At 50.0% G+C, this 22,857-nt stretch carries 20 protein-coding genes; 7 read left to right on the plus strand and 13 right to left on the minus strand.

The annotated features are described in order from the left end of the window. Window positions 1-92: 92 nt before the first annotated feature. A complete protein-coding gene (locus tag JW881_01835; GenBank protein MBN1696229.1) occupies window positions 93-1,799 on the minus strand; it encodes an Hsp70 family protein in 1,707 nt (568 codons plus the stop codon). Window positions 1,800-1,992: 193 nt separating this feature from the next. Here JW881_01835 and JW881_01840 point away from each other — a divergent pair, with 193 nt between their 5' ends. From JW881_01840 to JW881_01855, 4 genes are all read left to right on the plus strand, one after another. Then, window positions 1,993-2,790 carry a polyphenol oxidase family protein gene (locus tag JW881_01840; GenBank protein MBN1696230.1) on the plus strand — a complete coding sequence of 266 codons (798 nt, stop codon included), beginning with the start codon at window positions 1,993-1,995 and terminating at the stop codon, window positions 2,788-2,790. Next, entirely contained in the window at window positions 2,787-4,544 is a 1,758-nt protein-coding gene (locus tag JW881_01845; protein ID MBN1696231.1) for an arginine--tRNA ligase, read from the plus strand. The genes JW881_01840 and JW881_01845 overlap by 4 nt, the downstream gene beginning before the upstream one ends. 22 nt (window positions 4,545-4,566) lie before the next feature. Continuing rightward, window positions 4,567-5,841: an MFS transporter gene (locus tag JW881_01850; GenBank protein ID MBN1696232.1), complete on the plus strand. Its 1,275-nt coding sequence runs from the start codon at window positions 4,567-4,569 to the stop codon at window positions 5,839-5,841. 85 nt (window positions 5,842-5,926) lie between these two features. Continuing rightward, window positions 5,927-6,760: a phospholipase A gene (locus JW881_01855; GenBank protein ID MBN1696233.1), complete on the plus strand. Its 834-nt coding sequence runs from the start codon at window positions 5,927-5,929 to the stop codon at window positions 6,758-6,760. Window positions 6,761-7,006: 246 nt separating this feature from the next. Here the strand turns inward: JW881_01855 and JW881_01860 are convergent, their stop codons facing one another. The 5 genes from JW881_01860 to JW881_01880 all read right to left on the minus strand — a co-directional run bounded on the left by JW881_01860 (window position 7,007) and on the right by JW881_01880 (window position 11,388). Next, window positions 7,007-7,327, minus strand: coding sequence for a hypothetical protein (locus JW881_01860; protein ID MBN1696234.1), 321 nt, complete (start codon window positions 7,325-7,327; stop codon window positions 7,007-7,009). A 234-nt stretch (window positions 7,328-7,561) separates the two neighbouring features. Then, the gene (locus JW881_01865; GenBank protein ID MBN1696235.1) at window positions 7,562-7,825 is read right to left on the minus strand and encodes a hypothetical protein; all 264 of its coding nucleotides are present in this window, start codon (window positions 7,823-7,825) and stop codon (window positions 7,562-7,564) included. A 174-nt stretch (window positions 7,826-7,999) separates the two neighbouring features. Then, window positions 8,000-9,388, minus strand: a complete 1,389-nt coding sequence (locus JW881_01870) for a TrpB-like pyridoxal phosphate-dependent enzyme (protein MBN1696236.1) — start codon at window positions 9,386-9,388, stop codon at window positions 8,000-8,002. A gap of 329 nt (window positions 9,389-9,717) precedes the next feature. Continuing rightward, window positions 9,718-10,419: an isoprenylcysteine carboxylmethyltransferase family protein gene (locus JW881_01875; protein ID MBN1696237.1), complete on the minus strand. Its 702-nt coding sequence runs from the start codon at window positions 10,417-10,419 to the stop codon at window positions 9,718-9,720. A gap of 78 nt (window positions 10,420-10,497) precedes the next feature. Next, window positions 10,498-11,388: a hypothetical protein gene (locus JW881_01880; GenBank protein ID MBN1696238.1), complete on the minus strand. Its 891-nt coding sequence runs from the start codon at window positions 11,386-11,388 to the stop codon at window positions 10,498-10,500. A gap of 133 nt (window positions 11,389-11,521) precedes the next feature. Between JW881_01880 and JW881_01885 the strand changes: the two genes are divergently transcribed. Continuing rightward, window positions 11,522-13,324, plus strand: coding sequence for an alanine--tRNA ligase (locus JW881_01885; GenBank protein MBN1696239.1), 1,803 nt, complete (start codon window positions 11,522-11,524; stop codon window positions 13,322-13,324). Window positions 13,325-13,451: 127 nt separating this feature from the next. On the opposite strand, the gene JW881_01890 is transcribed toward JW881_01885, so the two are convergent. The 6 genes from JW881_01890 to hisB all read right to left on the minus strand — a co-directional run bounded on the left by JW881_01890 (window position 13,452) and on the right by hisB (window position 17,378). Then, window positions 13,452-13,868, minus strand: a complete 417-nt coding sequence (locus JW881_01890; protein MBN1696240.1) for a type II toxin-antitoxin system VapC family toxin — start codon at window positions 13,866-13,868, stop codon at window positions 13,452-13,454. Then, complete coding sequence (locus JW881_01895) at window positions 13,865-14,095, minus strand: hypothetical protein (GenBank protein ID MBN1696241.1); 231 nt, start codon at window positions 14,093-14,095, stop codon at window positions 13,865-13,867. The genes JW881_01890 and JW881_01895 overlap by 4 nt, the downstream gene beginning before the upstream one ends. Window positions 14,096-14,170: 75 nt before the next feature. Next, window positions 14,171-15,214 carry a 23S rRNA (adenine(2503)-C(2))-methyltransferase RlmN gene (locus tag JW881_01900; protein MBN1696242.1) on the minus strand — a complete coding sequence of 348 codons (1,044 nt, stop codon included), beginning with the start codon at window positions 15,212-15,214 and terminating at the stop codon, window positions 14,171-14,173. 20 nt (window positions 15,215-15,234) lie between these two features. Next, window positions 15,235-16,344 carry a tetratricopeptide repeat protein gene (locus JW881_01905; GenBank protein MBN1696243.1) on the minus strand — a complete coding sequence of 370 codons (1,110 nt, stop codon included), beginning with the start codon at window positions 16,342-16,344 and terminating at the stop codon, window positions 15,235-15,237. After that, complete coding sequence (locus JW881_01910; GenBank protein MBN1696244.1) at window positions 16,337-16,705, minus strand: hypothetical protein; 369 nt, start codon at window positions 16,703-16,705, stop codon at window positions 16,337-16,339. Before JW881_01910 ends, JW881_01905 begins: the two co-directional genes overlap by 8 nt. Before the next feature lie 100 nt (window positions 16,706-16,805). Then, window positions 16,806-17,378 carry an imidazoleglycerol-phosphate dehydratase HisB gene (gene hisB / locus JW881_01915; protein ID MBN1696245.1) on the minus strand — a complete coding sequence of 191 codons (573 nt, stop codon included), beginning with the start codon at window positions 17,376-17,378 and terminating at the stop codon, window positions 16,806-16,808. 264 nt (window positions 17,379-17,642) lie between these two features. Between hisB and JW881_01920 the strand changes: the two genes are divergently transcribed. Continuing rightward, window positions 17,643-18,182 (plus strand): hypothetical protein, encoded by a 540-nt coding sequence (locus JW881_01920; protein MBN1696246.1) that lies wholly within the window; start codon window positions 17,643-17,645, stop codon window positions 18,180-18,182. 113 nt (window positions 18,183-18,295) lie between these two features. Here the strand turns inward: JW881_01920 and JW881_01925 are convergent, their stop codons facing one another. Continuing rightward, window positions 18,296-20,047, minus strand: a complete 1,752-nt coding sequence (locus tag JW881_01925) for an ATP-binding protein (GenBank protein ID MBN1696247.1) — start codon at window positions 20,045-20,047, stop codon at window positions 18,296-18,298. A 360-nt stretch (window positions 20,048-20,407) separates the two neighbouring features. Between JW881_01925 and fusA the strand changes: the two genes are divergently transcribed. Further along, the gene (fusA, locus tag JW881_01930) at window positions 20,408-22,453 is read left to right on the plus strand and encodes an elongation factor G (GenBank protein ID MBN1696248.1); all 2,046 of its coding nucleotides are present in this window, start codon (window positions 20,408-20,410) and stop codon (window positions 22,451-22,453) included. Window positions 22,454-22,857: the final 404 nt, after the last annotated feature.

The raw sequence follows: 22,857 nt of genomic DNA on the forward strand, positions 1-22,857 counted from the left end.
CGGGGTCGAATGACGAGCATTCGGGGTCGAATGACGAGCATTCGGGGTCGAATGACGAATGAAGACGTCCTTCGCGGCGGTACCGGCCCGTGTCATTTCAGGCGGTAGACGGGTTCGTCGATCAGCAGGTACCTGCGCGTCCTAATATCGTACACCGTGGCGCACAACCACCGTTCGGCGTTCACCATAAAGGCGACCTCGAGCCGTGCCGACCTGTCCCTCGGCGGGTGGGGGGGATTGAGATAGCCGAGTGTCGGGTTCGATTCGTTGAGCGGTATGACAAGCGGTTTTTTTTCGTCCCCGGCCTTGAACGAATGAAGTCTCCCGAAACTGTCCCAGACAAACTCCTGTTCGACGGAATGGGCCTTGCCTATTTCGCAGATGAGAAGCTTGAAGATCCGTTCCGGTTCCCCGAGCGGACATGTCGGGGTAAGCTGCCGCTTCCAGAAATCGCGGGCGGTCGGAAAGGGCGTCCCGTGAGGGATAATGATGTTGTATTGCGGCTTATGGGTGTCCTTGTCGTAGGTGATGAAGGCATAGTCGTGGGTGATAAAATCCGATTTTGTCAGATGCCCGGCGGCATAGGCGCACGCCCCGTAGGCGACCGCGGCAAAGGGCTGCCACGCCCGCACTTTGTCACGTCCGAATCGCGACTCGACCCGCGAGTAGATGTCCGGCAGAAGCGTGGAGCCGCCGACCATCAGCACCTCGGAAATGTTGCGTTCGGTCAGGCCCTTCGATTCGGCCTGCTCCATGATATTGTCGATGCACCGGTCGAAAAGAGAATAGAGACCCCGTTCCCGGAGTACATCGACGAGGTCTTCCCGTGTAACGTCGAGCGGTTTGTCCAGCCGCTGGTCCTTCGCGTAAAGAAGCGCTTCGAAACGCTGCATTTCCTTTGGCGGTGAAATGAAAAATGTATCGTGAGGTCTGAAAAAAAGGCTTTCCTTCACCCTGCACGCTTCTTCGAGCATGACGCGGTACCACCACGAGACATTCGCGTCCGTCGAATGTTTTTTGAGATCGTAGGCGCATTCTTTGCAGAACCTGGCGACGAGCCACGCGTCGACCACATTGCCGCCGACCGGCGCGCCGTATTTCGCGACCACGCGCGCCCTTCCCAGCTCAGCCTGTTTTTCGAGTACTTCGATGAGGGCGAGGTCGAGGGTGCCGCCGCCGAAATCGATAACGAGAACGCATTGCGGTTCGTCGATCCTGAGGCCGTAGCCGATTGCGGCCGCGACCGGTTCGTCGATCGGGTTGAAGTGGCTGATGCCGAGTTGGGAGGAGATGTGTTTGAGTTCGGCCCTGTAGGGTTCGTAACTGTCGACCGGAACACTGAAGGTGACGTACCTCGGACGTTCGCCCGTTTTTCTTTTAATCAGGCAGAGGAGTTCCCGGACAAAGGTCGTCGCTGCCTTTCGCGCCGAATACGTCTTCTGCCCGATCCTGGTCAGGGTACGGTAACTGTCGCGGATCAGGTACGGCTTGAATCCCGGAATATAGGCGGGTGAATAGGCACAGGCGTCCTTTTCCGAGGCCTGTCTGCCGATAAGGGCCTGCGTCCCGATAAAAAAATGTTTCTGAAACAACGGCCATGAGCCGATACGTGTTTTCCAGTCGTTTTGGGGCAGGATATAGAGACAGCTGGGAATCGAGTAACGTACTTCGATCTCCTGCCCTTCCGCCGGTTCGCGGCAGATACCTTCCATGTGCAGCAATTCGGGCGAGCGCGAAGCCTCGTTCCATCGCGCGACCGTACTGTTTGTCGTCCCGAGATCGATAGCCCAGTAACTCATGGTTCGTCGTCCTCCTTCAGACCGTACATGATATAAACCATAGCATTGCGGGGGTGAAAAAGCAAGGCGGGGGACGGAGGTTCGGTGTATGGAAGGGTCTCGATGCACATGGCCGCTTGTTTCCGGCGTTGACTGCGGAAAGTCAGTGGCCGGTTGACCATGAGGGCGCTACCATGTACTCTCTTACGGGTACATGATACGATACATCGACCTCGATATGACAGGACGCGAACACATGGTGCGAATACCCTCCAGCCATGACGGTGGGGACGGACCCGGACCATCCGCCTTGCTCTCGCTCAAACGAGCGGGGGATATGGCCTTTTTCAAACGGGATACGCTTCCGTATCGCAAAAACCTTTTCAGGGTGTACGGGATCGACGAATCCCGCGTTTTTTCCCTTTACCAGAAGCATACAAAGAACGTCGTGTTCATACCGGAAAACGGGGCGCCCGGGGAATATCAACAAATGGTGGGGGACGGGATGGTGACCCGTGGCCGCGGCAATATCCTGTGCGTTACGGTCGCGGACTGCCTCCCCGTTTTCCTTTTTGATAAACGGGGGAAGGGGTTCGGTGTTCTCCATTCGGGATGGAAGGGAACCGGGATTATCCGGAACGGTATCGATATGATGAAAAAGGAATGCGGTGCTGCGGCCTGCGACATACGGGTGGTGATAGGTCCCGGGATCGGGTCGTGCTGTTACGAGGTTGATAAAGACCGATATGAAAGCTTTACCGGTGAGTTCGGTCCCGGCGCGGGCAGAGTGGACAACGGGAAATTCTTCCTCGATCTCAGACAGGCGAACATAGGCCTGCTCGAAGGCTGCGGCGTGAAAGAATGCGATGTCGTCGGGGACTGCACTTCATGCAATCCGCATCTCGCCTCTTTCAGGCGGGACGGCGGGGAAACTTTTACACTGATGCTTGCTTTAATCGGATATATCGGGTATAACCGGAAAAACAGACGTGAACACGAGGAACGGTCATGAAACTATACAGGGACAGGTGGCGGGCCATTATTGTTTCGATTCTGGAGCACATGGCGGATGACCCCGAACAATTCAGCAAAGGCAATTCGGCAGGGGATATGGTTGCCGAAACACCCCCGAATCCGGAACTCGGGGATATCGCATTTCCGATGTTCGGTTTCGCGAAACGCTTCCGGAAGGCGCCGCAGGCGATCGCCGCCATGGTGGCGGATGAAATCACGCGAAAGAAGCTGGGACATGCCGAAGCGTCGGGTCCGTATGTCAATATCAAACTCGATAAGGGACGTGTCGCCGAAGAGGTGATCGCGGCTGTCAACAGTATGACGGAAGGATACGGAGCGGGGACGGCGTTATCCGGCAAAAAGATCATGGTCGAGTTCTCCTGCCCAAATACCAATAAACCCCTTCATCTCGGCCATATGAGAAACGATTCCATCGGCGAAAGTATCGCGAGAATCCTTGAGGCAAACGGGGCGGATGTCAGAAAGGTCAACCTCATCAATGACAGGGGTATCCATATCTGTAAATCGATGCTCGCCTACAAGCGTTTCGGAAAAGACAGAACCCCGGAAAGCGAGCATATCAAGTCCGACCATTTCGTCGGCAATTACTATGTCAGGTTCAATGAATGGGTAAAGGAAGATTCCGGGGCGGAAGAAGAGGCCCGATATATGCTCAAAGCCTGGGAATCGGGCGATCCGGGGGTGAGGGAACTCTGGGATAAGATGAACAGGTGGGCGATAGAGGGGATAAAAAAAACATACGAGAATACCGGTATTTCCTTTGACAGTTATTATTTTGAAAGCGAAACCTACCGTTACGGGAGGGACGAGATACTCAAAGGGCTTGAAAAGAATATCTTCCATAAAAAGGAAGACAACTCCGTCTGGGTGGATCTGAGTGATGACGGCCTCGACCAAAAAGTCCTTCTCCGGGGTGACGGAACATCCCTCTACATTACCCAGGACATCGGAACCGCGATTCAGCGGCATCGGGACTGGCCTTTCGACCGGCTTATCTATGTTGTCGCTTCGGAACAGAATTACCATTTTCAGGTCCTTTTCAAAGTCCTCGGCATGCTGGGTTTCGGCTGGGCTGATAACCTCTTTCACCTGTCCTACGGTATGGTGAACCTTCCCCACGGTAAAATGAAATCGCGGGAGGGAACGGTCGTCGACGCTGACAATCTCCTTGAAGAACTCATCGGACTCGCGGAGAATGAAATCAGGGCGCGGGAACGGGAGAAAGAGATCGATGACATCGGAGAAACTTCAAAGAAAATAGCGCTCGGAGCGCTCAATTATTATCTTCTTTCCGTGACGCCGAACAAGGATATGATTTTTAATCCCTCGGAATCGATCTCGTTTACCGGCAATACCGGGCCATATCTCCAGTATACGGGGGCACGGATATCGAGCATTCTAAAAAAGTTCGAGGAACGGAAAGAGAAATACATGGGGGGCGTGTTCGATCCCGAACTGCTTTCCGTCGGGGAGGAGTGGGAAATCGTCAAACTTATCTCGCTGTTCCCGGAAGAGGTGGAGCAGGCCGCCGAACAGCTTAACCCTTCGGTGATCGCGATGTTCCTCTATGAATTGGCCAGGCTGTTTTCACGGTATTACCACGATAATCCCGTGCTGCACAACGAACGCGCCGATCTCGTAGTGACACGGATCGGGCTTTTGCGTGCGATCAAGGCGGTCTTTAAAAAGGGTTTCGATCTGCTCGCCATACCGTTTCTGGAAAAAATGTAATCCTTATCAGGGAGGAAACACGATGAAAAAGAGAGCCGAAGCGGATACAAATGTAAATAAACCTGCCGTAAAACAGCCGATTCATAAAAATGTCATACTTACCGGGTTCACATCGTTCTTTACCGATGTTTCTTCCGAAATGATATACCCGTTGCTGCAGGCGTTCATTGCCATGATCATGGCCGCGCAAAAGGCCGCATTGGGTCCGATCCTCGGGATTATCGAGGGTATTGCCGAATCCTCGGCGAGTCTCCTCAAGGTGTTTTCCGGATACCTGTCCGATAGAATAAAAAAACGGAAAATACCCGTCATTGTCGGGTACGCCTGTTCAGCCTGCGCGAAAATATTCTTTCTCCTTGGAAGTTACGGGTGGTATTTTGTTCTCCTCGCGCGTTTTTTTGACCGTGTGGGTAAAGGAGTTCGGGCGGCCCCTCGGGACGCCCTCATTTCCGAATCGACGCAACCGGCGCTTCAGGGAAGGGCGTTCGGCTTTCAACGGGGCATGGATTTTGCCGGTGCCACACTCGGGGCCGTCATCTGTTTCTTTCTTGTTCTTCAATTCCTCGATGTCAAAACGGGAAACCTCAAGAGTTTCGATTCATTTTCAGCGGTCTTTCTTATTTCACTTATTCCGGCCTTTATCGGGGTGATTTTCCTTTTTTTTCTCAAGGACAAACCGAAGGTTTCTTCCGGTAATTCGGCAGATAAACCGCTCCCCGATCTGGCTCCGGATAAATACAATACGAATCTGAAATGGTTTTTCCTTTCGCAGTTTATCTTTACCCTGGGTAACTCCTCCAATCTTTTTCTTATGCTTCGTTCGATGGATCTTCATATATCGCTGCCGCTGGTTGTCGTGATGTACCTCGTGTTCAACCTTTGTTCGAGTGTCCTTTCGCCCTTCTTCGGGGCCCTCTCCGACCGCATCGGGCGTAAAATCGTTCTTCTCGCCGGTTATTGCCTGTATGCCGTCGTATACGCCGCGTTCGGATTCATTACACCGGGGGCAAATCTCCTCCTCTGGGTTTTCTGGCCCGTCTATGGCGTCTACTACGCGTTGACCGAAGGTGTTGAAAAGGCCTTTGTCGCGGAGAACGCCCCCGCGGGTGCGAAAGCGACCGCTTTGGGATTTTACCATATGATCGTGGGTATCGGTCTTCTGCCCGCGAGTATTATCGCGGGAGTGTTGTTTTCGATCATGCCCGGACTGCCCTTTTTTACGGGCGGCGGTTTCGCGTTTTTATCGGTATTGATACTTCTTTTTCTCGTAAAGGAAAAATCTGCGGATAAAACTTGAATTACCCTCCAAAAAACCTATACTTTTATAGTAGCCGGCATTATTGTCCCGAAAAGGCAATACAGCCGGGAAAGGAGACGAGGGTATGAGAACGATTTTTTTTATTGTCTGTCTTGTGGGTTTCTTGCTCATGAGCACGGGTGTTTTCGCGGAAAGTCCCTGGATGGAAGCGATTTCCGGATATAAACCGATGTATTTAATCACGGGAATCGGGGACGATCAGGGGAAAATCAATATAAGTTTCAAATTCGATGTGTTTCATTCATTAAAGATCGGGCTTTATTTTGCCTACAACCAGCTCATGTTCTGGCAGATTTACGAGTGGTCGAGTCCCTTTACCGTTATCAATTTCGCACCGGAAATATTCTGGTGCTTTGAATCCGGCAATAATTTTGCCGGCGATATGGTCATTCCTGGTATCGATTATATACAGCTGGGATTCTGGGATCACCTTTCCAACGGTCAATTCGAGCCGTATTCGCTGGGATTCGAACGGTCGTATGTCGAGGCGCAATTCAGTGTGGGCAGCTGGCTGAATTTGGGCATTAATCTCAAATTTTATTATTTATGGCGCAAGGAACCGAATAACGAAGATTATGAAGATTACATGGGCAATTTCGCCGCGAAAATTTTCCTCAAACTCGTCGATGATGAGAAAAACGATCTCGAGGAGCTTTATGCGAGTTTCGGTATCGGCAACAACAGTCTGGGATTCGGCGGCGACCCCCTTGAATCTTTCGATCCCTTTTATGGCTGGCAGGAGATCGGGATGAAAACACGTGTACTGTTCTCCCGTTTCAGGCCGTATATCCAGTTCTACAGCGGTTACGGCGAATGTATCAATACGTACAACGTCAAAAACTATAACAGCGCCTACGAGAAGGAGTTCAGCATCCGGATCGGACTCATATTCGAATAGCTTCAGGCGGCCGTATTGCGAGATACGGATAGCACCTTGCGTGAGAAGCGGCACGGAACGTCCGGCCGGGTGTTTCATCCGTAACATCACGGTTTGATGAATCTGCAATGTATACCGAAAAAAGCAGGGAAATGTCTTTTATCAGGGGACAGACCCTGCTTTTTTATTTTTTAATAGCAGCTGTTTCAATTTGAATGCGTTTCAATCGACAATAACCGGACAATAGCCCGATGCGGGTCCGGGCAATCATCCGGCTTTGTTCACTTTCCGCTTGAGTATGATATTTTCGAGTATGGTCGACTGGAGTGTTTCCTGTAAAAAATCGACTTTTTTGGTGAGTTCGTGTTCCCTTTCAGTCGCCCCCTCGGTCATAAGGCCGTACCGCCCCGCCCTGATAAACTTTTCCCGCCATTCGAAGAGTTGATCGGGGGTGATTTCATTGATTTTACAGAGAAGGTCGGGGGTGATTTTCTCCTTGAAACTCAGAAGAACAAGTTTAACTTTATCATTAATCCGCCATGCGTCATTCCCGTTTTTTTTCACCCTGTAGCGAAAATATCCCTTCATTTTTTTCTCCTTTTTTATTCTCTGTAGTATTAATCGTTCGAGGGCCGGAATTCACTCTCTTTTTTTTATAATAGTACCGGTCACTTTAACGTTGCCGGGAGGCAATCCGGGCTGCCGGATCCGGCGGTTTTTTTGAATAAGTATGTATATGAGGCAAAGTGTCGTGTCGATGTCTTCGATGAAAACAGACCAAAACAAATAAGAATGGCAAGACGGGAATAGTTCTTGAGACCTTTATTCTTTTTTGATGTGTCTTTGCGCTTTTTTAATAAGATCAAGCAGGGTTTCCGTCTTTTGGCGGGGCGGCGCAAATATACGTTCACGCTCGGATTCCGAATAATTGGCGAGTATGAAATCCCGGACAGGTATACGAGAAAACCAGCAATCGAGAACGCGGGAACACGGTAAACCGTCATGTTCGGTCCTGCAATATATAAAACCAAGATGATGGCCGAGTTTTCTGCAATATATTCGTTCCGAATCATACTGTTCGTTCATTCTATCTCCTCATATTCCCTCACGGCCCGTAATCTAGGAGGTGACGGGGATATGCACCCCGGAGGTATGCATTTTATTGTATAATGAAGCGTGTTGCTCCTTCTCAACGGGCCGATACCTCCGGAGTGATTCCCTTCTATCGAATAGCGATCCCGGTTGCATCCGGGATCGTCCTTACCATTTTCCGGTCTTGTTTACCGCCGGTTTTGGAAGCCCTTCCAGCGATTTGAGGGACTTCTTCAATTCGTCTTCCGGTAACGGATAATCGATCAGTTTCCCGGAGAAGAAGTTTTCGTATCCGCTTAAATCCATAAGGCCGTGGCCGCTCATGTTGAAGAGGATTACCTTTTCTTTTCCCTCTTCTTTTGCCTTTTTTGCCTCCTGGATTGCCGCGGCGACTGCGTGGCTTGTTTCAGGCGCGCAGATAATTCCTTCCGTTCGTGCGAACTGGACTGCCGCGTTGTAACACTCTGTCTGGTGAAGCGCTCTGGGCGTGAGAAGGCCTTCGACGATCGCCTGACAGACAAGGGGTGCCATGCCGTGATAGCGGAGACCGCCGGCATGAATCGGCGGCGGTATAAAATCATGGCCGAGTGAATGCATGGGGAGAAGCGGCGTCATTTTTGCCGTATCGCCGTGGTCATAGACAAAAGGCGCCCGTGTCATGGTGGGACACGAGGTCGGTTCGACCGGGATGATGTCGATATCGGCGCCGTGAATCTTGTCGCAGACAAAGGGGAATGAAAGACCGGCGAAATTGCTTCCGCCGCCGGCGCAGCCGATTACTACATCGACTTTCTTTTCGCCGATTTTTTCAAGCTGTTTTTTTGCCTCGAGTCCGATGACCGTCTGATGAAGCATGACATGATTGAGAACACTGCCCAGTGAATATCTGGTTTCTCCCGATGTATCGGTGACCGCGGCCTCGACGGCTTCGCTTATCGCGATCCCGAGGCTTCCCGGTGTGTCCGGCATCTTTTTGAGAATATCTCTTCCCGCGTTCGTCTGGTTGCTCGGACTCGCGATACATTGAGCCCCCCATGTCTGCATCATGACTTTTCGATAGGGTTTCTGGTCGAAGCTTATCCGCACCATGAAAACCTTGCATTCGAGACCGACTACGGAACAGGCAAAAGCGAGTGCGCTTCCCCACTGTCCGGCACCGGTTTCCGTTGTTATTTTTTTTATTCCGAACTCTTTGTTGTACCACGCCTGGGCGACCGCCGTATTCGGTTTGTGGCTGCCAGGAGGCGAGACACTCTCGTTTTTGTAATAAATCTTTGCCGGTGTGCCCAGAGCCTTTTCAAGATAAACCGCGCGGTGGAGTGGTGTGGGCCGCCATCGAAAAAGCAGTTCCAATACCCCTCCCGGAATATCGATCCAGCGTTCCGTGGAAACTTCCTGTTCGATCAGATTCATCGGGAATACCGGGGTGAGCATGTCCGGCGAAATCGGTTTCCCGTCCGGACCCAGCGGCGGCTGCATCGGCGAGGGGAGATCGGCGGCGAGGTTGTACCATTGCCGGGGAAACTCGTCTTCATTTAAAAATACTTTTACCTGCATCAGGTTCCTCCTTTGATTTTATTTGAAGTAAAAATCAACCGCCTTCGGAGAACGTCCTGAAGCCGGCGGATTTCTACAAAAACATACCGGAAAATAAACGGCACGGCCCCAAGCAGCAAATCATCGACGATCCGGCAATCCACCCCCAGGGGGCGGTCTGTTAATGGTAATCGGGTGCCGCAGTTTCAGTGAATAAGCTCAAGGCACACATTTTCTTTTTTTCGATGTTTTTGACGTTTTTATTCGAATGTTACCTCGCCGTATATTAATGTAGAAAACATCCGTTTGTCAAGGAGTTTCGGATGTATTGCGGCGCGGTCGGGGCGAAGTTACCAGATAAACGGTATCAGTCTTTTTCCGGTTTTCTTCGCATATTCACGGTATCCTTCCAGTTCCTTCTGCAGGGTGGTATCTTCCAGGTAGGTACGGATAAAGACAATAACCGCCACGCACACAACCGGGATAAAAGCCCAGTACGAATCAAGCAGTATCGGTACACCGATATTGGCTATCAACGCCCCCGCGTAGCCGGGATGCCGTATCCATTGATACGGCCCCGTCGTAACGACTGAGTGTCCCCGTTCGGTTTGTATCCGGACGGTGCCGGAAAAATACCGGTTTTCGGTTAACGCGTAAGTGCCCAATGCATAGCCCGACAGTATCAGGAGAACAGCTATAATCTTACTAATAACGTTGAATCCGGGCGATAATCCGCATAATGCATCGATTCCCGCCGCTACCGGGATAAGACCGCTGCCGAAGGCAAGCATCGGGGCTAACACCTTGTCCCATGATTTTGTGTCTTTATGTTTGAATGATTCGGCCCTTTCCTTGACGATATCGGGGTGTTTTCCGGCAGCCAGGATTCTGCTGATGATAAATCCCGAGGCGCTGATGATCCCGTACAACCATGCCTCCCCCCATGTCCACCGTAACGTAATAAATATCGGAGAAAAAGGCAGGATGACAAGGACAATCAACAACTGGATCGCTATCGAGACCGGATTTGTCACCGGGGTCCGTTTTTCCATGATGTCCTCCGCATATTAAAAGAATCACCCTTATCCTACCATTGATGCCTTCCCCGGGTCAAACCTTTTAGACGCCGTTCACCGTGCCGGCCACGAGTTCATTGTGTGTTCCACGATGGTTCTGCATCCGTCGCACCAGACGATATTGTTCTCGTCCATGAAGGCGAGGTGCCAGTAATTCATGATGCAGACCTCGGTCGAAGGAAGGAGGCTGTCCACATGGCCTTCGGCGGCGACACCCCATGTATGGGTAAGTTCATGCGTGGTCAGTTTGGTTTCCTCATGATCCCAGGAGAGGAGTCCCGACGGCTTCCAGGCAACGACACAATGGTGTCCGTTTAGATACGCGACGCCATTGTTTCCCATCACGGGTGTAAAACCGACTACATATTCGTTCGTATTGCGGTAAGAGGAATAATCCGAGGAAAGATCCTTGAGTACCGTCCCCGTATCGTCCGATTCCGGTGCGTCCCATGTTTTTCCGAGATTGACCAGATCGAATTCGACATTGAATTGTTCCTTGATCTCGCCTAATGCCTTTCGTACCTTCTCGAGACCCTGACGGTACTGATCGTCGCTGCAATCGGTGTCCGATACATAATAAATGATCGCGTAGTGAATCGGGGTTGGCGTCGGGGCGGTCGAAGGTGCTGCGGTGGGGACGGGTGTGGGGACGGAGGTCGGAGTTGCCGCCGGTTCTGCCGTGGGATCCGGTGTCGGTTCCGGGGACGGAGGTGGAGACGGTACGGATGTGGCGGCTTCCGTGAATTCCGGTGTCGATTGTGGGGTCGGAGGTTGAAGCTCGACGGTCGATTCAGGGGAACGGTCCGGGGACGGAGGTAGTGTGGGGATTTCCTCAGGCGGATCCGCCTCTCCTGCCGGTTTGTCGATTGTCATTTCGCACCCCATAATACATACCAGTCCGGTCCATACGGCGACGAAGAGGACGCTTTTAGCTAATAATGTCATTATTATCTCCTTTTTTGTATCTATATGATAATCGCCCGGTATCGAAGATTCCTTCGGTTATTTGTGGTAAAGGGGTGATGAAGTCCATATTCATCATCTTGACATTATTTCCCTCTCTCTTTACATTGCGGATATGAAAGCGGACGAACTAAGACGGAAATATATCGATTTTTTCGTTTCCAAAGGACATACAAGGATATCCGGTAAGTCACTCATCCCGGAGAACGATCCGACCGTTCTCTTTACCACTGCGGGGATGCATCCCCTCGTACCGTACATCCTCGGCGAGCCCCATCCGGGAGGAAAACGTCTCGTGGATTTTCAAAAGTGTATTCGCACCGGCGATATCGACGAGGTGGGCGACGCCTCCCACTGCACCTTTTTTGAAATGCTCGGCAACTGGTCTCTCGGTGACTATTTCAAGGAAGAGGCGATACGGATGAGTTACGAGTTTCTCACCTCGCCCGAATGGCTCGGATTTTCTCCGGAAAAACTTTCGGTCACCGTCTTCTGCGGCGATAAGGATGTACCGAGGGATGATGAATCGGCTGCGGTCTGGCAATCACTCGGAATTCCCGAACAGCGGATCTATTTCCTTCCCAGAAGCGACAACTGGTGGGGTCCGGCAGGGAAAACCGGCCCCTGCGGCCCGGATACGGAAATGTTCATCGATATGGGAAAACCCCCGTGTTCGGCCGAATGCAGGCCGGGATGCAACTGCGGCAAATACTTCGAGGTCTGGAACGATGTCTTCATGCAATACAACAAGACGGAAGCCGGCACCTTTGAGCCGCTCGAAAAGAAAACCGTCGATACCGGCATGGGTGTGGAGCGGACGATCGCTATGCTTCAGGGCAAAAGGAGCGTGTTTGAAACAGAGCTTTTCATGCCGATTATCGGAATTATAGAAGAAAAAACAGGCAAATCATACGGAAAAGACCGGGAAACGGACAGGTCGATGAGGATTATAAGCGATCACATGAAGGCATCGGTCTTTATCCTGGGAGACGAAAAGGGGGTGAAACCCTCGAATCTCGGACAGGGCTATATATTACGAAGGCTCATCCGCCGCGCGATACGGCACATGAGAAAACTGTGTGCGGAAGAAAACGCGTGCCTCGATGCGCTCGGCCTCGCGGTCGTGGGGATTTATGAAAAAATTTATCACGAACTTGGAAAAAACAGGGACGTCATTACCACCGAACTTCTCCGTGAGGAAGAACGCTTCGGTGCCGCGCTCAAAAAGGGCGAACACGAGTTCGAAAAGCTGCTGCCGAATCTCCTGAAAAACCCTAAAAAAATCATACCGGGCCGCGTCGCCTTCAGGCTTTACGATACCTACGGGTTCCCCCTTGAAATTACGGAAGAACTTGCGTCCGAACACGGGTTTACCGTGGACAGGGAAGGATTCGAGGCCGCCTTTGAAAAACACCAGGAATTATCGAAACAGGGCGACAAATCGTTCAAAGGGGGGCTCGCGGACCATTCGGAGATCGTCAAACGCTTGCATACCGCGACCCATCTGCTGCACAAGGCGCTTCGTATGGTGTTGGGCGAGCACGTGGAGCAGAAAGGAAGCAACATTACCGCCGAACGGCTCCGTTTCGACTTTTCACATCCGGAAAAGATGACGGAAGAACAGATACGGGAGGTCGAACGGATCGTCAACGACCAGATCGAAAGGAATCTCCCCGTCTCCTTCGAGATGATGTCGCTGGATGAGGCAAGGAAGCAAGGGTCGACGGCACTCTTTGATGAAAAATACGAAGAAACGGTCAAGGTGTACACAATGGGGGATTTTTCGAAGGAGGTCTGCGGCGGTCCGCACGTATCCGCGACCGGGGAACTCGGAAAGTTCAAAATCACCAAGGAGCAGTCCTCTTCCGCCGGGGTGCGGAGAATCAGGGCTGTGCTTGAAGAGGGGGAGGAGGGTTGAGAAGGAGACGTGAGACTGAGGGATTGCTATAGAGAAAAATTTTAAATAAGGAACCCTGGAAAAAAGAGAGTTTTAAATCATATATTTTCCTTGTTTCATGGATTCCTGATAAACTTTTACACGACGGCTATTCCATCCCATCCTCATCCGTCCAATCCTCCAGGTAAAGCCCGTCGACTTTTTGAAATTCTTTTATATTGTGAGTAACCAGAATACCGCCATACGCCATCGCGCATGATGCTATAATGAGATCGTTCGGTCCGATAATATTCCCTTTTTTTTCAAGTCCGGCACGAATTTTTGCATACCATAATGAAGCGTTATCATCGAAGGGGAGTATAAAAAACGGCTTCAGAAACGAATCAAGCGCCTTTATTACTTTTTCTCTGTATAAACTTTTTTGGGCGCCGTAGTATAATTCAGCTTTTACAATCGCAGGTATCGCAATATCCGAAGGATGTTTTTTTTCCATGTTCGTTTGTATTTGGGGAAATATGCTTTTAAGCGCATAAATACATATATTCGTGTCGAGAAAATATTTCATAATGATTCCCGCTTTACATCGTCATCCGGATGAGGCGCTTTCGGTTCGTCGATATCATTATCGTCAAGTGTCCCGAAAACGGAAAAGTAAGATTCCGGCCAGTCATTTTCCATTATCAGTTCCAGTTTATCCCTCACCCATTTTGAAACCGATACATTCGATTCCCTTGCCGTTTTTTCAATCTTTTTTATCGTTTTATTATCGAGATATATTGTCAATTGGGCCATCTTTACAACCTCCTGCTTAAAATATATCATGAAAGTCTATTGAATGCAAGTATATGCGCACATATACTTGCTTCATTAAAAAGCGAGCTGCCCGCACGCGGCGTTGATTCCCGTTCCCTTCCGGTACCGTTGGGTGACGGTGATCCCGGCGGATTCCAATGCTTTTTTGAACCATACGATCCGTTCGTTTTCGGGCCGCGCGTACGGTAATTCGGGGACGGGATTGAGCGGGATCAGGTTCACCGATGTCCGTAACGGTCGAATAAAATCCTTGAGGGACGCGATATCCTCCGGACGGTCGGTCGTGTCCCTGATGAGGACGATCTCGAGGGTAATGCGGCTTTTCGTTTTTTTCTGATAATGGAGAAGGGAATCCTTGAGGGTTTTGAGGGATTGTTTTACGGCGCAGGGCATGAGGGTTTTTCTCATTTTCTCGTCCGCGGTAATGAGTGAAACGGCGAGCCTTACGGGCGGTCCTTCTTCCGCAAGCGCGCGAATTCCGTTTTCGATACCGCATGTTGAAATGGTAAATTTGCGGATGCCGATATTGTTCCCCCCGGGATGATGCAGGACGGCGATCGCCTTTTTTATTGCTTCGAGGTTGAGCAGCGGTTCTCCCATGCCCATGAACACGATATTCCGTATATCGCCGTATTCTCTTTTGAAACTGAGGAATTGTTCGACGATTTCGTGCGCGGCGAGATTTCTCTTGAAGCCCATGGTCCCTGTTTTGCAAAACCTGCAGCCCATACCGCAGCCCGCCTGGCTCGAGAGGCAGATTGTCTTTCTCGCGGCCGGGGCTTTCCCCGTTTTCGAAACAGGTTCTTCCGCGCACGGGTCGGAAAGGAGTACCGATTCGATGACAAGACCGTCTTCGAGGGTAATCCGGTGTTTTACCGTGCCGTCCGGGTCCTCAAACGGCGTGATGCGGTTGAATGTGGTAATCCGGGCTTTCTCTTTCAGGACGGATTTCAGCGGCGCCGGGATATTCGTCATGGCGTCGATTTCGGTAATCCCTTTTTGTATCCAGCCGAATATCTGCTGCGCTCTGTAGGAGCGGTCGATCGGGAATGTCGCCTCTATTTCTTCGGGAAGAAGGGATGAAAGGACTGTGTTCATTCTCTGATATCGGTCTATATCTATTTATCTTTTTTGAGTTTTATCAGCATTTCCGATATATAGATATTCCTGTTTCCCCTTTTCGTGTATTCGGTGAGAATCTGAACCGCCTTTTCTTTCTGTTTTGTCAGCGTATAGCATTCCGATGCTTCGAGATAAAGCCGCGGGTTGTCCGGATCGTTTTTTACGAGTTTGAGAAGCGAATTGATCGCCTCGTCGAAATTCCCCTGGACTTTATTGATCATGGCGAGCCCGAGTACCGCGTACGTATCAAAACCGACATTCAGTGCCTTGTTGTAGTAGGCGGCAGCCTTTTCGAGATCACCCAGGTTTCTGCACGCGTCGCCGGCACGGGTGAGGATCACCTTGTTGTTCGGATCGAAATCGAGTATTCTTTCCCAATACTCGAGGGATTTACGATGATCCTTGATCCCCCTGTAGCAGTCCGCCATTCCGAAAAGCGCATAAAAATTATTGTCTTCGATATCGAGCGCCATTTTGAAATAATTGAGTCCCTCATGAAAGGTCTTCAATTTTCTGTGGCAGTTGCCGAGAGCGGTGAGGATTTTTATATTTTCCTCGTCCTCCTGCAAGGTAAGCACCTTTTCCCAGTAGCGGAGCGCCTCTTTATAGTTTTTAAAATCGAAATTGAGGTAGCCGAGGCCGATAAGGGCATAGGCGTTTTCCGGTTCGATTTCTAGCGCCCTGAGGTATACTTCATGGGATTTGTCGAAATTCTTTATTTTCTTGTAAGCGTCCGCGATCCTGGTGAGGACGGTGACGTTCCGTTCGTCATTGACAAGGTACTTTTCCCAGATATCGATCGCCTTGTGATAATTTTTGAGCGCCTTGTAACTGTCCGCGAGACCGAAAAGGGCGTAATTGTTATCCGCATGGTGTTCCAGGCAGGCTTCATAATACCGGACCGCTTCGTTGAAATTACCCTTTTTCCTCTCCACGTCTCCCAGCCCGACAAGCGCGTAGGTGTTTTTATCATCATATTCGATTATTTTCTTGAATTTCTCTTCCGCCTCATCAAGTCTGTCTTCCTTAAGATAGAAATAGCCGAGTTTCGAGAGTTCTGCAATGAGGTTTTGCACTTCATTAGCCTGATTTTCTGTATCACTCATAATTAAGGTTTCCTTTCTCATCCTCATGTAGCCACGAATTAATGATCTTAGCTATCTTTTTTACCATCGCGTTGATTCCTTTTTGATAAGGCGCCAGCCAGAACATTTTTAACGCCTCGAGAGGCTGATTGTTTTTGTAAAAATATTTTCCCAAACGAATCAAGCCGTCCGTATATCCTGTTGTCAAAAAAATTTTCTGTGCCATCTCAATATTTCCCCGATTAAGAAGCTCGTTTCCCTTGCGGTTCAATTGTACCTTTTCTTCCTTTTTAAGGTTTTTCGGTTTTTCACCCGAAATTTTCAGGAAACCTTCTTTTGGTAACAACGCAAGTATTTCCTCAAAGTGCTCCTTATCACCCATATTCTTTTTCGCTTCCGTCTCTCCCTTTATTTTAGTGTGATTTAATCGGTAAATCAATTCCAAATACCGCTTATTTTTTAATTTGTCGCCGTTTCCTCTATTAAATAGTCCCCTTTGTCGACATTTCCCCGTTGTTTTCAACGGGTTTCGCATATGCCGCTTTTATCGCTTTTCCCAATGCCTTGAAGAGTGATTCCGCCATATGATGGCTGTTCTCCCCATACCGGATATGGGCGTGAAGACTCATTCCCGCACGCGCCGAGAGGCCGGCGAGAAATTCACGGAGTAAAGAAACATCAAAATCACCCACCCTGTCTTGGGGGAAATCTGCGGTATAGGCGAGTGTCGGCCTTCCGCATACATCGATCACCACTTCCGACAGGGCGTCATCCATCGGTATAATCGCGTGGGAGAAACGCGTGATAACGCCGTGATTCGAAACGATACTTTTAAGTGCCTCTCCCAGGACGATCCCCGTATCCTCGACGAGGTGATGGGGGTCGACGTCAATATCCCCTTTCGCCTTGACGATAAAACCGAATCCGCCGTGAAAGGCCATCGCATGGAGAAGATGATCCATAAAAGGAAGACCGGTTGCGATCGAGATATTCCCTCCCGCATCCGGATCGATTTCTATATGGATATCGGTCTCTTTTGTCGTTCTTTTGCTTATTGTTTTCCTTTTACTCACTGTTCCGGTTATCCCTGATATAATAATTTCGGTTAAAGCCCTGATAATTATGATTCACATTTTTCTATTCACCATTTTTTGTAATAAGCTGATAAAAACGACCGCATTTTATATAATATGGCTGTTATTATTTATCAATTAATAGTAAAATCTAATCGAAAAGATCTTTTTAATCAAGGGTCAAATCATAGGTGAAAAATTTTTTTTTCACCCCGTAAACGGGAAATAACGCCGGGGAGTAATCGTATGCATGAAAACCGAAAGCCGATGGTGCTTCTTTTATTACTCATAACCGCATCATATCCCTGTTTCGGAAATGCAGGGGCATTATTCTGGGGGATGCATATCGGGTCCCCATCGTTCGAAGACTATGAGCTGGATTGCAATTTTTTCGGTTTCCAGTTTTATACCGTTTCTTCCGGCGGGCAGCGGCTGGGCGGTTTCGGCTCGTTGATAGTAAGCGGCGCCCGTCCCGAACCGTATGTTTTCGGCGGCGTGACCGGGGGGGTATACCTCGGCCAGGAGCTGGTGCTGGGACCGGTTGTGACCGCGTCGAATCTTCTTTTGGGATTGGGCGTAACGTCCTCGAATATCGGGCGTGATGCGGGCCACATCGCCGTCATCGGTGAGGCGCACATCGAGGCGGGCTTTTTTATTTCCGACTGGCTTCAACTGACCTGTTTCGGCGGTATTCAGTCTATTCTGAACCTCTTTCCGTCATGGCCTTCGCAGGCGTATTTCTTTTATGTTCCCGTGTGGGGAATCAAATTCGCGAAGGTCGAATGATCTTGAGCCTTCGGAAACGCTTTCATCCGGGTTTCTCGAATACAGGTGATACCACAAACCGGCCGGGCGCGACAGCATCGTAATTCGTGAACCATCTATCCGTAAAAATAGCGCTATACCTTCTCGCCAAGCAGAATCTTCAATTCCTTGATTTCATTCACCAGGTGGGCACGGTCGAGGTTCTGGAATCGTTTGGGGACCATCTCCCTGCTCGTGCATTCAAGAACGGCGACAAGGTTCTGCAGTTCGATTTCATGGGGATAGGCCGGCGGAACGAAATCCCCGATAGTTTCCTCCAGATCTCCTTTTGTGATAAAAACATGCCCCCGCATCGCCGAGAGGAGTTTTGCCCGGATCAGGACCGATTCGAGATCGGCGCCGGAAAAATCGAAACGGTAACGGCGGAAGAGGTCCAGGATATTCACTTTCTGGATACGGAGGTTGAGTTTTTTAATCAGGGTCTGGAAAAGGTGTTGCTTTTCATCCACCGTTTCCGGGTAGAAGAGGGCAAGGTGCTCTTCCGCCCGTCCCTGGCGTTTGAGGTCGATGGGAAGCAGGTCCGGCCGGCAGGTAATGAGGAACCAGATGATTTTACCGCGGTATTCGGTATTGCCCATGAACGAAGCGATCTGGGCGAAAATCCTGTTGCTCGTTCCGGAATCACCTTCCTGGTTTCTGTCTCCGAGAAAGGCATCCGCTTCATCGATCATCACCCCTACCGGGGCCATTGCCTTGAGCAGGTTGAGGCACTTTTCCAGGTTCGCTTCCGTGACGCCCTGCCACTTTGACCTGAAGTTCCTGAACTTGACGATGGGTATACCGATCTCTCCGGCAAAAGCGGTGACCATAAAGGACTTCCCCGTGCCGACCGGGCCGGCGATGAGATATCCCATGGGAAGGACATCGAAACGGCCGTCCTTTATCGCCTTTGCGGCGCTTTTGAACCGTTTCTTGACAAAATCGTGCCCTGAAACCATGGTAAGGTCATGTTCGGATTCAATGAACTCGAGCAGACCGATCGCCTCCGATTCGATTATCTCTTTCTTTTTTTTCCTGAGATAATTCATGGTTATTTCACGGTTTTCCTGATACGATTCGGCAACGAGTTGATTGAGGTTGACCAGATTCAATCCGGAGGTACTCTGGGCAAACTCATTAATCGAGAGTTTTTCATTCACCAGCAGCTTGTCCTGCCTTTGGAGAAAATGGAGAAAGCTGCACCGTACCTTTTCGTCCGGAATCGGTATATTAACCTTGATGGTGACGGGCGCCCGGACGATACGCGGACTCAAATCACCGAGATTTTCCGTCAGCAGAATAATGGAAATGTCGCCCTTTGTAAAAATAGGGTCATGAGCCCACCGGTTGAGGGTGACGAGACAGAATCGGTCTTCATCGGAATAATTCGATATATCGGCATTCGGAAGAATCGTCTCCGCGTAGTCGATGATGAGGACGATTCTGAGTTTTTTCGACATATTCATGTAGAAATATTTTTCAAGATAGCGAAAGGCTTTGACGGGATTCGGTGAAAGCAGTGTCTGGGGCGGGGTATCGCCGTTGCCCTGTTTCATGATTTCAAGATACGCTTGTTTCATTTCCTGTGTGCAAAATGAGATGCCGGATGAACGGTCATAGAATGCGATAATATCCCTGTTGCCGAAAAGGACATCCGATATATAATCCTGTATTTTAACGAAATTGAACTCCCCTTCGTTCATTTTATGGGGAAGAAAGTCCATGATATTACCGTAAATGATATACAGATTTGCCGTTTTTGAGAGATATTTATATGATAATTCCTGCGCCCATGCCGGCAGCACCCGGATAAAAGGCAGATTTTTAACGATAAGCTGTTCGGCCATGTTCCCCTCCCAAGGATATGCACCTTTTTTATGATTATACGGGGTGTTATGCTCAAAGTCAAGCAAAAGGAGTGATAAAAATAAAAAACAGAGACGGAACGGCAGGATTGTCTTGATTTTCCGGTGAATAACATTTATATATATAAAGCGGGAAATTTCAAACGGTCCCCTGCGGTGGGACGATCGGCGCAAATACGGCGGCAACGGATGAGGTGGTGAATGCGTCCGGGGACTCGTGAACCGTTATATTGGTGTGGGGCGGATTAGTTTATTTCGTTATCGAAAACTCCGATAAACAAAAAAAGTAGCTTCCGCATGAATTTCCTTTATGCTATTATTGTGTGTTTAAAATGAGGTAGTATGGATAAAATAAATACAATTCGGAATATAGGAATCATGGCCCATATCGATGCTGGAAAAACGACGACCACCGAACGGATTCTCTATTATACGGGGAAGAGTTACAAGATCGGCGAGGTCGACGACGGTGAGGCGACGATGGACTGGATGGAACAGGAGCAGGAGCGGGGAATTACCATCACATCGGCGTCAACCACATGTTTTTACCGGGATCATCAGATCAATATCATCGATACACCCGGTCATGTGGATTTCACCGCCGAAGTGGAGCGTTCATTACGGGTACTCGACAGCGCGATCGCAATATTTTGCGCGGTCGGGGGGGTCGAGCCCCAGTCGGAGACGGTCTGGCATCAGGCGGATACCTACCATATCCCCCGCATTTCCTATATAAATAAAATGGACAGGATCGGGGCGGACTTCTACGAGGTGCTGGAGGAAATCGTCGCAAAACTCGGGGCGGTTCCGGTTCCCCTGCAGATTCCCATCGGGAAAGAATCTGCATTCGAAGGTGTCGTCGACCTGATCGACATGAAAGAGATACGATGGAATCAGACCGATCTTGGAACGTCGATGTCGGTTTCCGATATCGACGGATCGAGAAAAGAAGAGGCTGATAAGTGGCGTGAGGCCCTTTTTGATAAGATCTCTCCTTTTTCCGATACCCTTACAGAGCTTTTTCTCGAAGGCAGGGAAGTGCCTGTGGAGTTGATAAAGAAGACGATACGCGAGGCGACCCTGAATCAGAAAATCGTTCCGGTGTTTTGCGGGGCGTCGTTGAGAAATATCGGCGTACAACCCCTTCTTGATGCGGTCATCGATTACCTCCCTTCCCCGGATGAAATGCCCGCGTACATCGGCCGCCATGCAAAAAGCGAAAAAGAGGTCAAGGTCGTTTGCAGTGAAGACGGTCACCCGCTCGGGCTCGTCTTCAAAATCCAGACGGATAGGGAAGCGGGAAGCATTAATTTTATCAGAATGTATTCCGGTTCCATAAAAAAAGGGGCGACGGTTTTCAATATCAATAAAAAAAAGAGGGAGCGGGTCAACCGGCTGCTTCGTATGCATTCAAACAAATCGACGCAGCTTGATTCCGTTTCCGCGGGTGATATTGCCGCCGTGATCGGTTTCAAGTTATGCCAGACAGGGGACACCATCGGTGCGGAAAATTTCCCCGTATTGCTCGAAACCATGCATTTCCCCGAACCGGTGATATCGGTGGCGATCGAGCCGAAAACACTCTCCGATCGTAAAAAGCTGAAAGATACCCTCGAAATCCTCGAAAGGGAAGATCCGACTTTTATTATAAAGGAAAACGACGAAACCGGGCAGTTGCTTATCAGCGGGATGGGGGAACTTCATCTCGATGTCATTGTCACCAGGCTGATTCGCGATTTCAAACTCGACGCGCGGGTCGGTAAACCGCAGGTTTCCTACAGGGAATCGATTTCAAAAGCCGCCGTTCATACGGAGAAATTTCACAGAACGATAGGCGGCAAGGACAACACCGCGGAAATCACTCTTTCCGTCCGGCCACTTCCCCGGGGGAGCGGCAATACCTTTACCTCGCTGGTCTCCAAAGACAAACTGCCGGTCCAGTTTATCGAAGCCGCGAAACGGGGCGTAACCGGGGCCTTTTCTTCGGGTATCATGTACGGGTATCAGACGATCGATATCGGGGTCACCCTCGATGACGCGGCCTTCAATCCTGCCACATCCTCTCTTTTCGCATTCGAGGCGGCGGGATCCCTTGGTTTTGATGCGGCATGCAGAAAGGCGAAACCCATCCTCCTGGAACCGATCATGAAAGTCGATGTCATGACCCCGAACGAATTCGTCGGTGAAGTGATAGGAAATCTGAACGGCAGGGGGGGGACGATCGTCAGTCATGAAAGCAGACCGACCACCGAACACATTCGTGCGGAGGTGCCGCTTGCCGCAATGTTCGGTTACTCGACTTCCTTGAGGAGTACGACACAGGGCCGGGCGACATTTGCCATGGAGTTCTCCCACTTCGCGCCGAAAGAGGGGGGTGAAAAACCGTAAGGAACCGGGTGCGGGACGGCGTTGCACCGCGGCAGACAACGTTCCTCATCGGGCCATGATGTTTTGCTGAATATTAGTCTTCAATACAGTATATTCTTGGATCCTGCCTGCGTTGTCATACGGGGAAAGCTCCTGCCGGGACCGGATAATGAAAGCAACCGGCTGCAACCGTGAAGCGGTTGTGGTTTTTTTTTTGCCCGTGGCTTGACATATTTTCAATTTGCCGCTACTATGTAATGGATATGAGAATATCGGGATACAATTCAATACTTTCGGTTTCAGTACTCGTCGTTGTTGTAGTCGTGGCCCGTGGGGGGCCGTTTGTGAATCCTTAGAAGGTAAGGAATTGTAACCGGAAATAAGGTTAAAAGGGCCGTTCTCCTTCTGGGGAACGGCTTTATTTT

Source organism: Spirochaetales bacterium (assembly GCA_016930085.1).
GTDB lineage: Bacteria > Spirochaetota > Spirochaetia > SZUA-6 > JAFGRV01 > JAFGHO01.

Bases quoted from the DNA above. Each gene is read 5' to 3' on its own strand.
- JW881_01910 (MBN1696244.1), bottom strand. From the start codon at position 16,705: ATGGGTGATAAGGAGCACTTTGAGGAAATACTTGCGTTGTTACCAAAA.
- JW881_01840 (MBN1696230.1), top strand. From the start codon at position 1,993: ATGATACGATACATCGACCTCGATATGACAGGACGCGAACACATGGTG.
- JW881_01900 (MBN1696242.1), bottom strand. From the start codon at position 15,214: ATGAACACAGTCCTTTCATCCCTTCTTCCCGAAGAAATAGAGGCGACA.
- JW881_01850 (MBN1696232.1), top strand. From the start codon at position 4,567: ATGAAAAAGAGAGCCGAAGCGGATACAAATGTAAATAAACCTGCCGTA.
- JW881_01890 (MBN1696240.1), bottom strand. From the start codon at position 13,868: ATGAAATATTTTCTCGACACGAATATATGTATTTATGCGCTTAAAAGC.
- JW881_01925 (MBN1696247.1), bottom strand. From the start codon at position 20,047: ATGGCCGAACAGCTTATCGTTAAAAATCTGCCTTTTATCCGGGTGCTG.
- JW881_01885 (MBN1696239.1), top strand. From the start codon at position 11,522: ATGAAAGCGGACGAACTAAGACGGAAATATATCGATTTTTTCGTTTCC.
- JW881_01920 (MBN1696246.1), top strand. From the start codon at position 17,643: ATGCATGAAAACCGAAAGCCGATGGTGCTTCTTTTATTACTCATAACC.
- JW881_01875 (MBN1696237.1), bottom strand. From the start codon at position 10,419: ATGGAAAAACGGACCCCGGTGACAAATCCGGTCTCGATAGCGATCCAG.
- JW881_01860 (MBN1696234.1), bottom strand. From the start codon at position 7,327: ATGAAGGGATATTTTCGCTACAGGGTGAAAAAAAACGGGAATGACGCA.
- JW881_01905 (MBN1696243.1), bottom strand. From the start codon at position 16,344: ATGAGTGATACAGAAAATCAGGCTAATGAAGTGCAAAACCTCATTGCA.
- JW881_01880 (MBN1696238.1), bottom strand. From the start codon at position 11,388: ATGACATTATTAGCTAAAAGCGTCCTCTTCGTCGCCGTATGGACCGGA.
- fusA (MBN1696248.1), top strand. From the start codon at position 20,408: ATGGATAAAATAAATACAATTCGGAATATAGGAATCATGGCCCATATC.
- JW881_01865 (MBN1696235.1), bottom strand. From the start codon at position 7,825: ATGAACGAACAGTATGATTCGGAACGAATATATTGCAGAAAACTCGGC.
- JW881_01835 (MBN1696229.1), bottom strand. From the start codon at position 1,799: ATGAGTTACTGGGCTATCGATCTCGGGACGACAAACAGTACGGTCGCG.
- JW881_01895 (MBN1696241.1), bottom strand. From the start codon at position 14,095: ATGGCCCAATTGACAATATATCTCGATAATAAAACGATAAAAAAGATT.
- JW881_01870 (MBN1696236.1), bottom strand. From the start codon at position 9,388: ATGCAGGTAAAAGTATTTTTAAATGAAGACGAGTTTCCCCGGCAATGG.
- JW881_01855 (MBN1696233.1), top strand. From the start codon at position 5,927: ATGAGAACGATTTTTTTTATTGTCTGTCTTGTGGGTTTCTTGCTCATG.
- JW881_01845 (MBN1696231.1), top strand. From the start codon at position 2,787: ATGAAACTATACAGGGACAGGTGGCGGGCCATTATTGTTTCGATTCTG.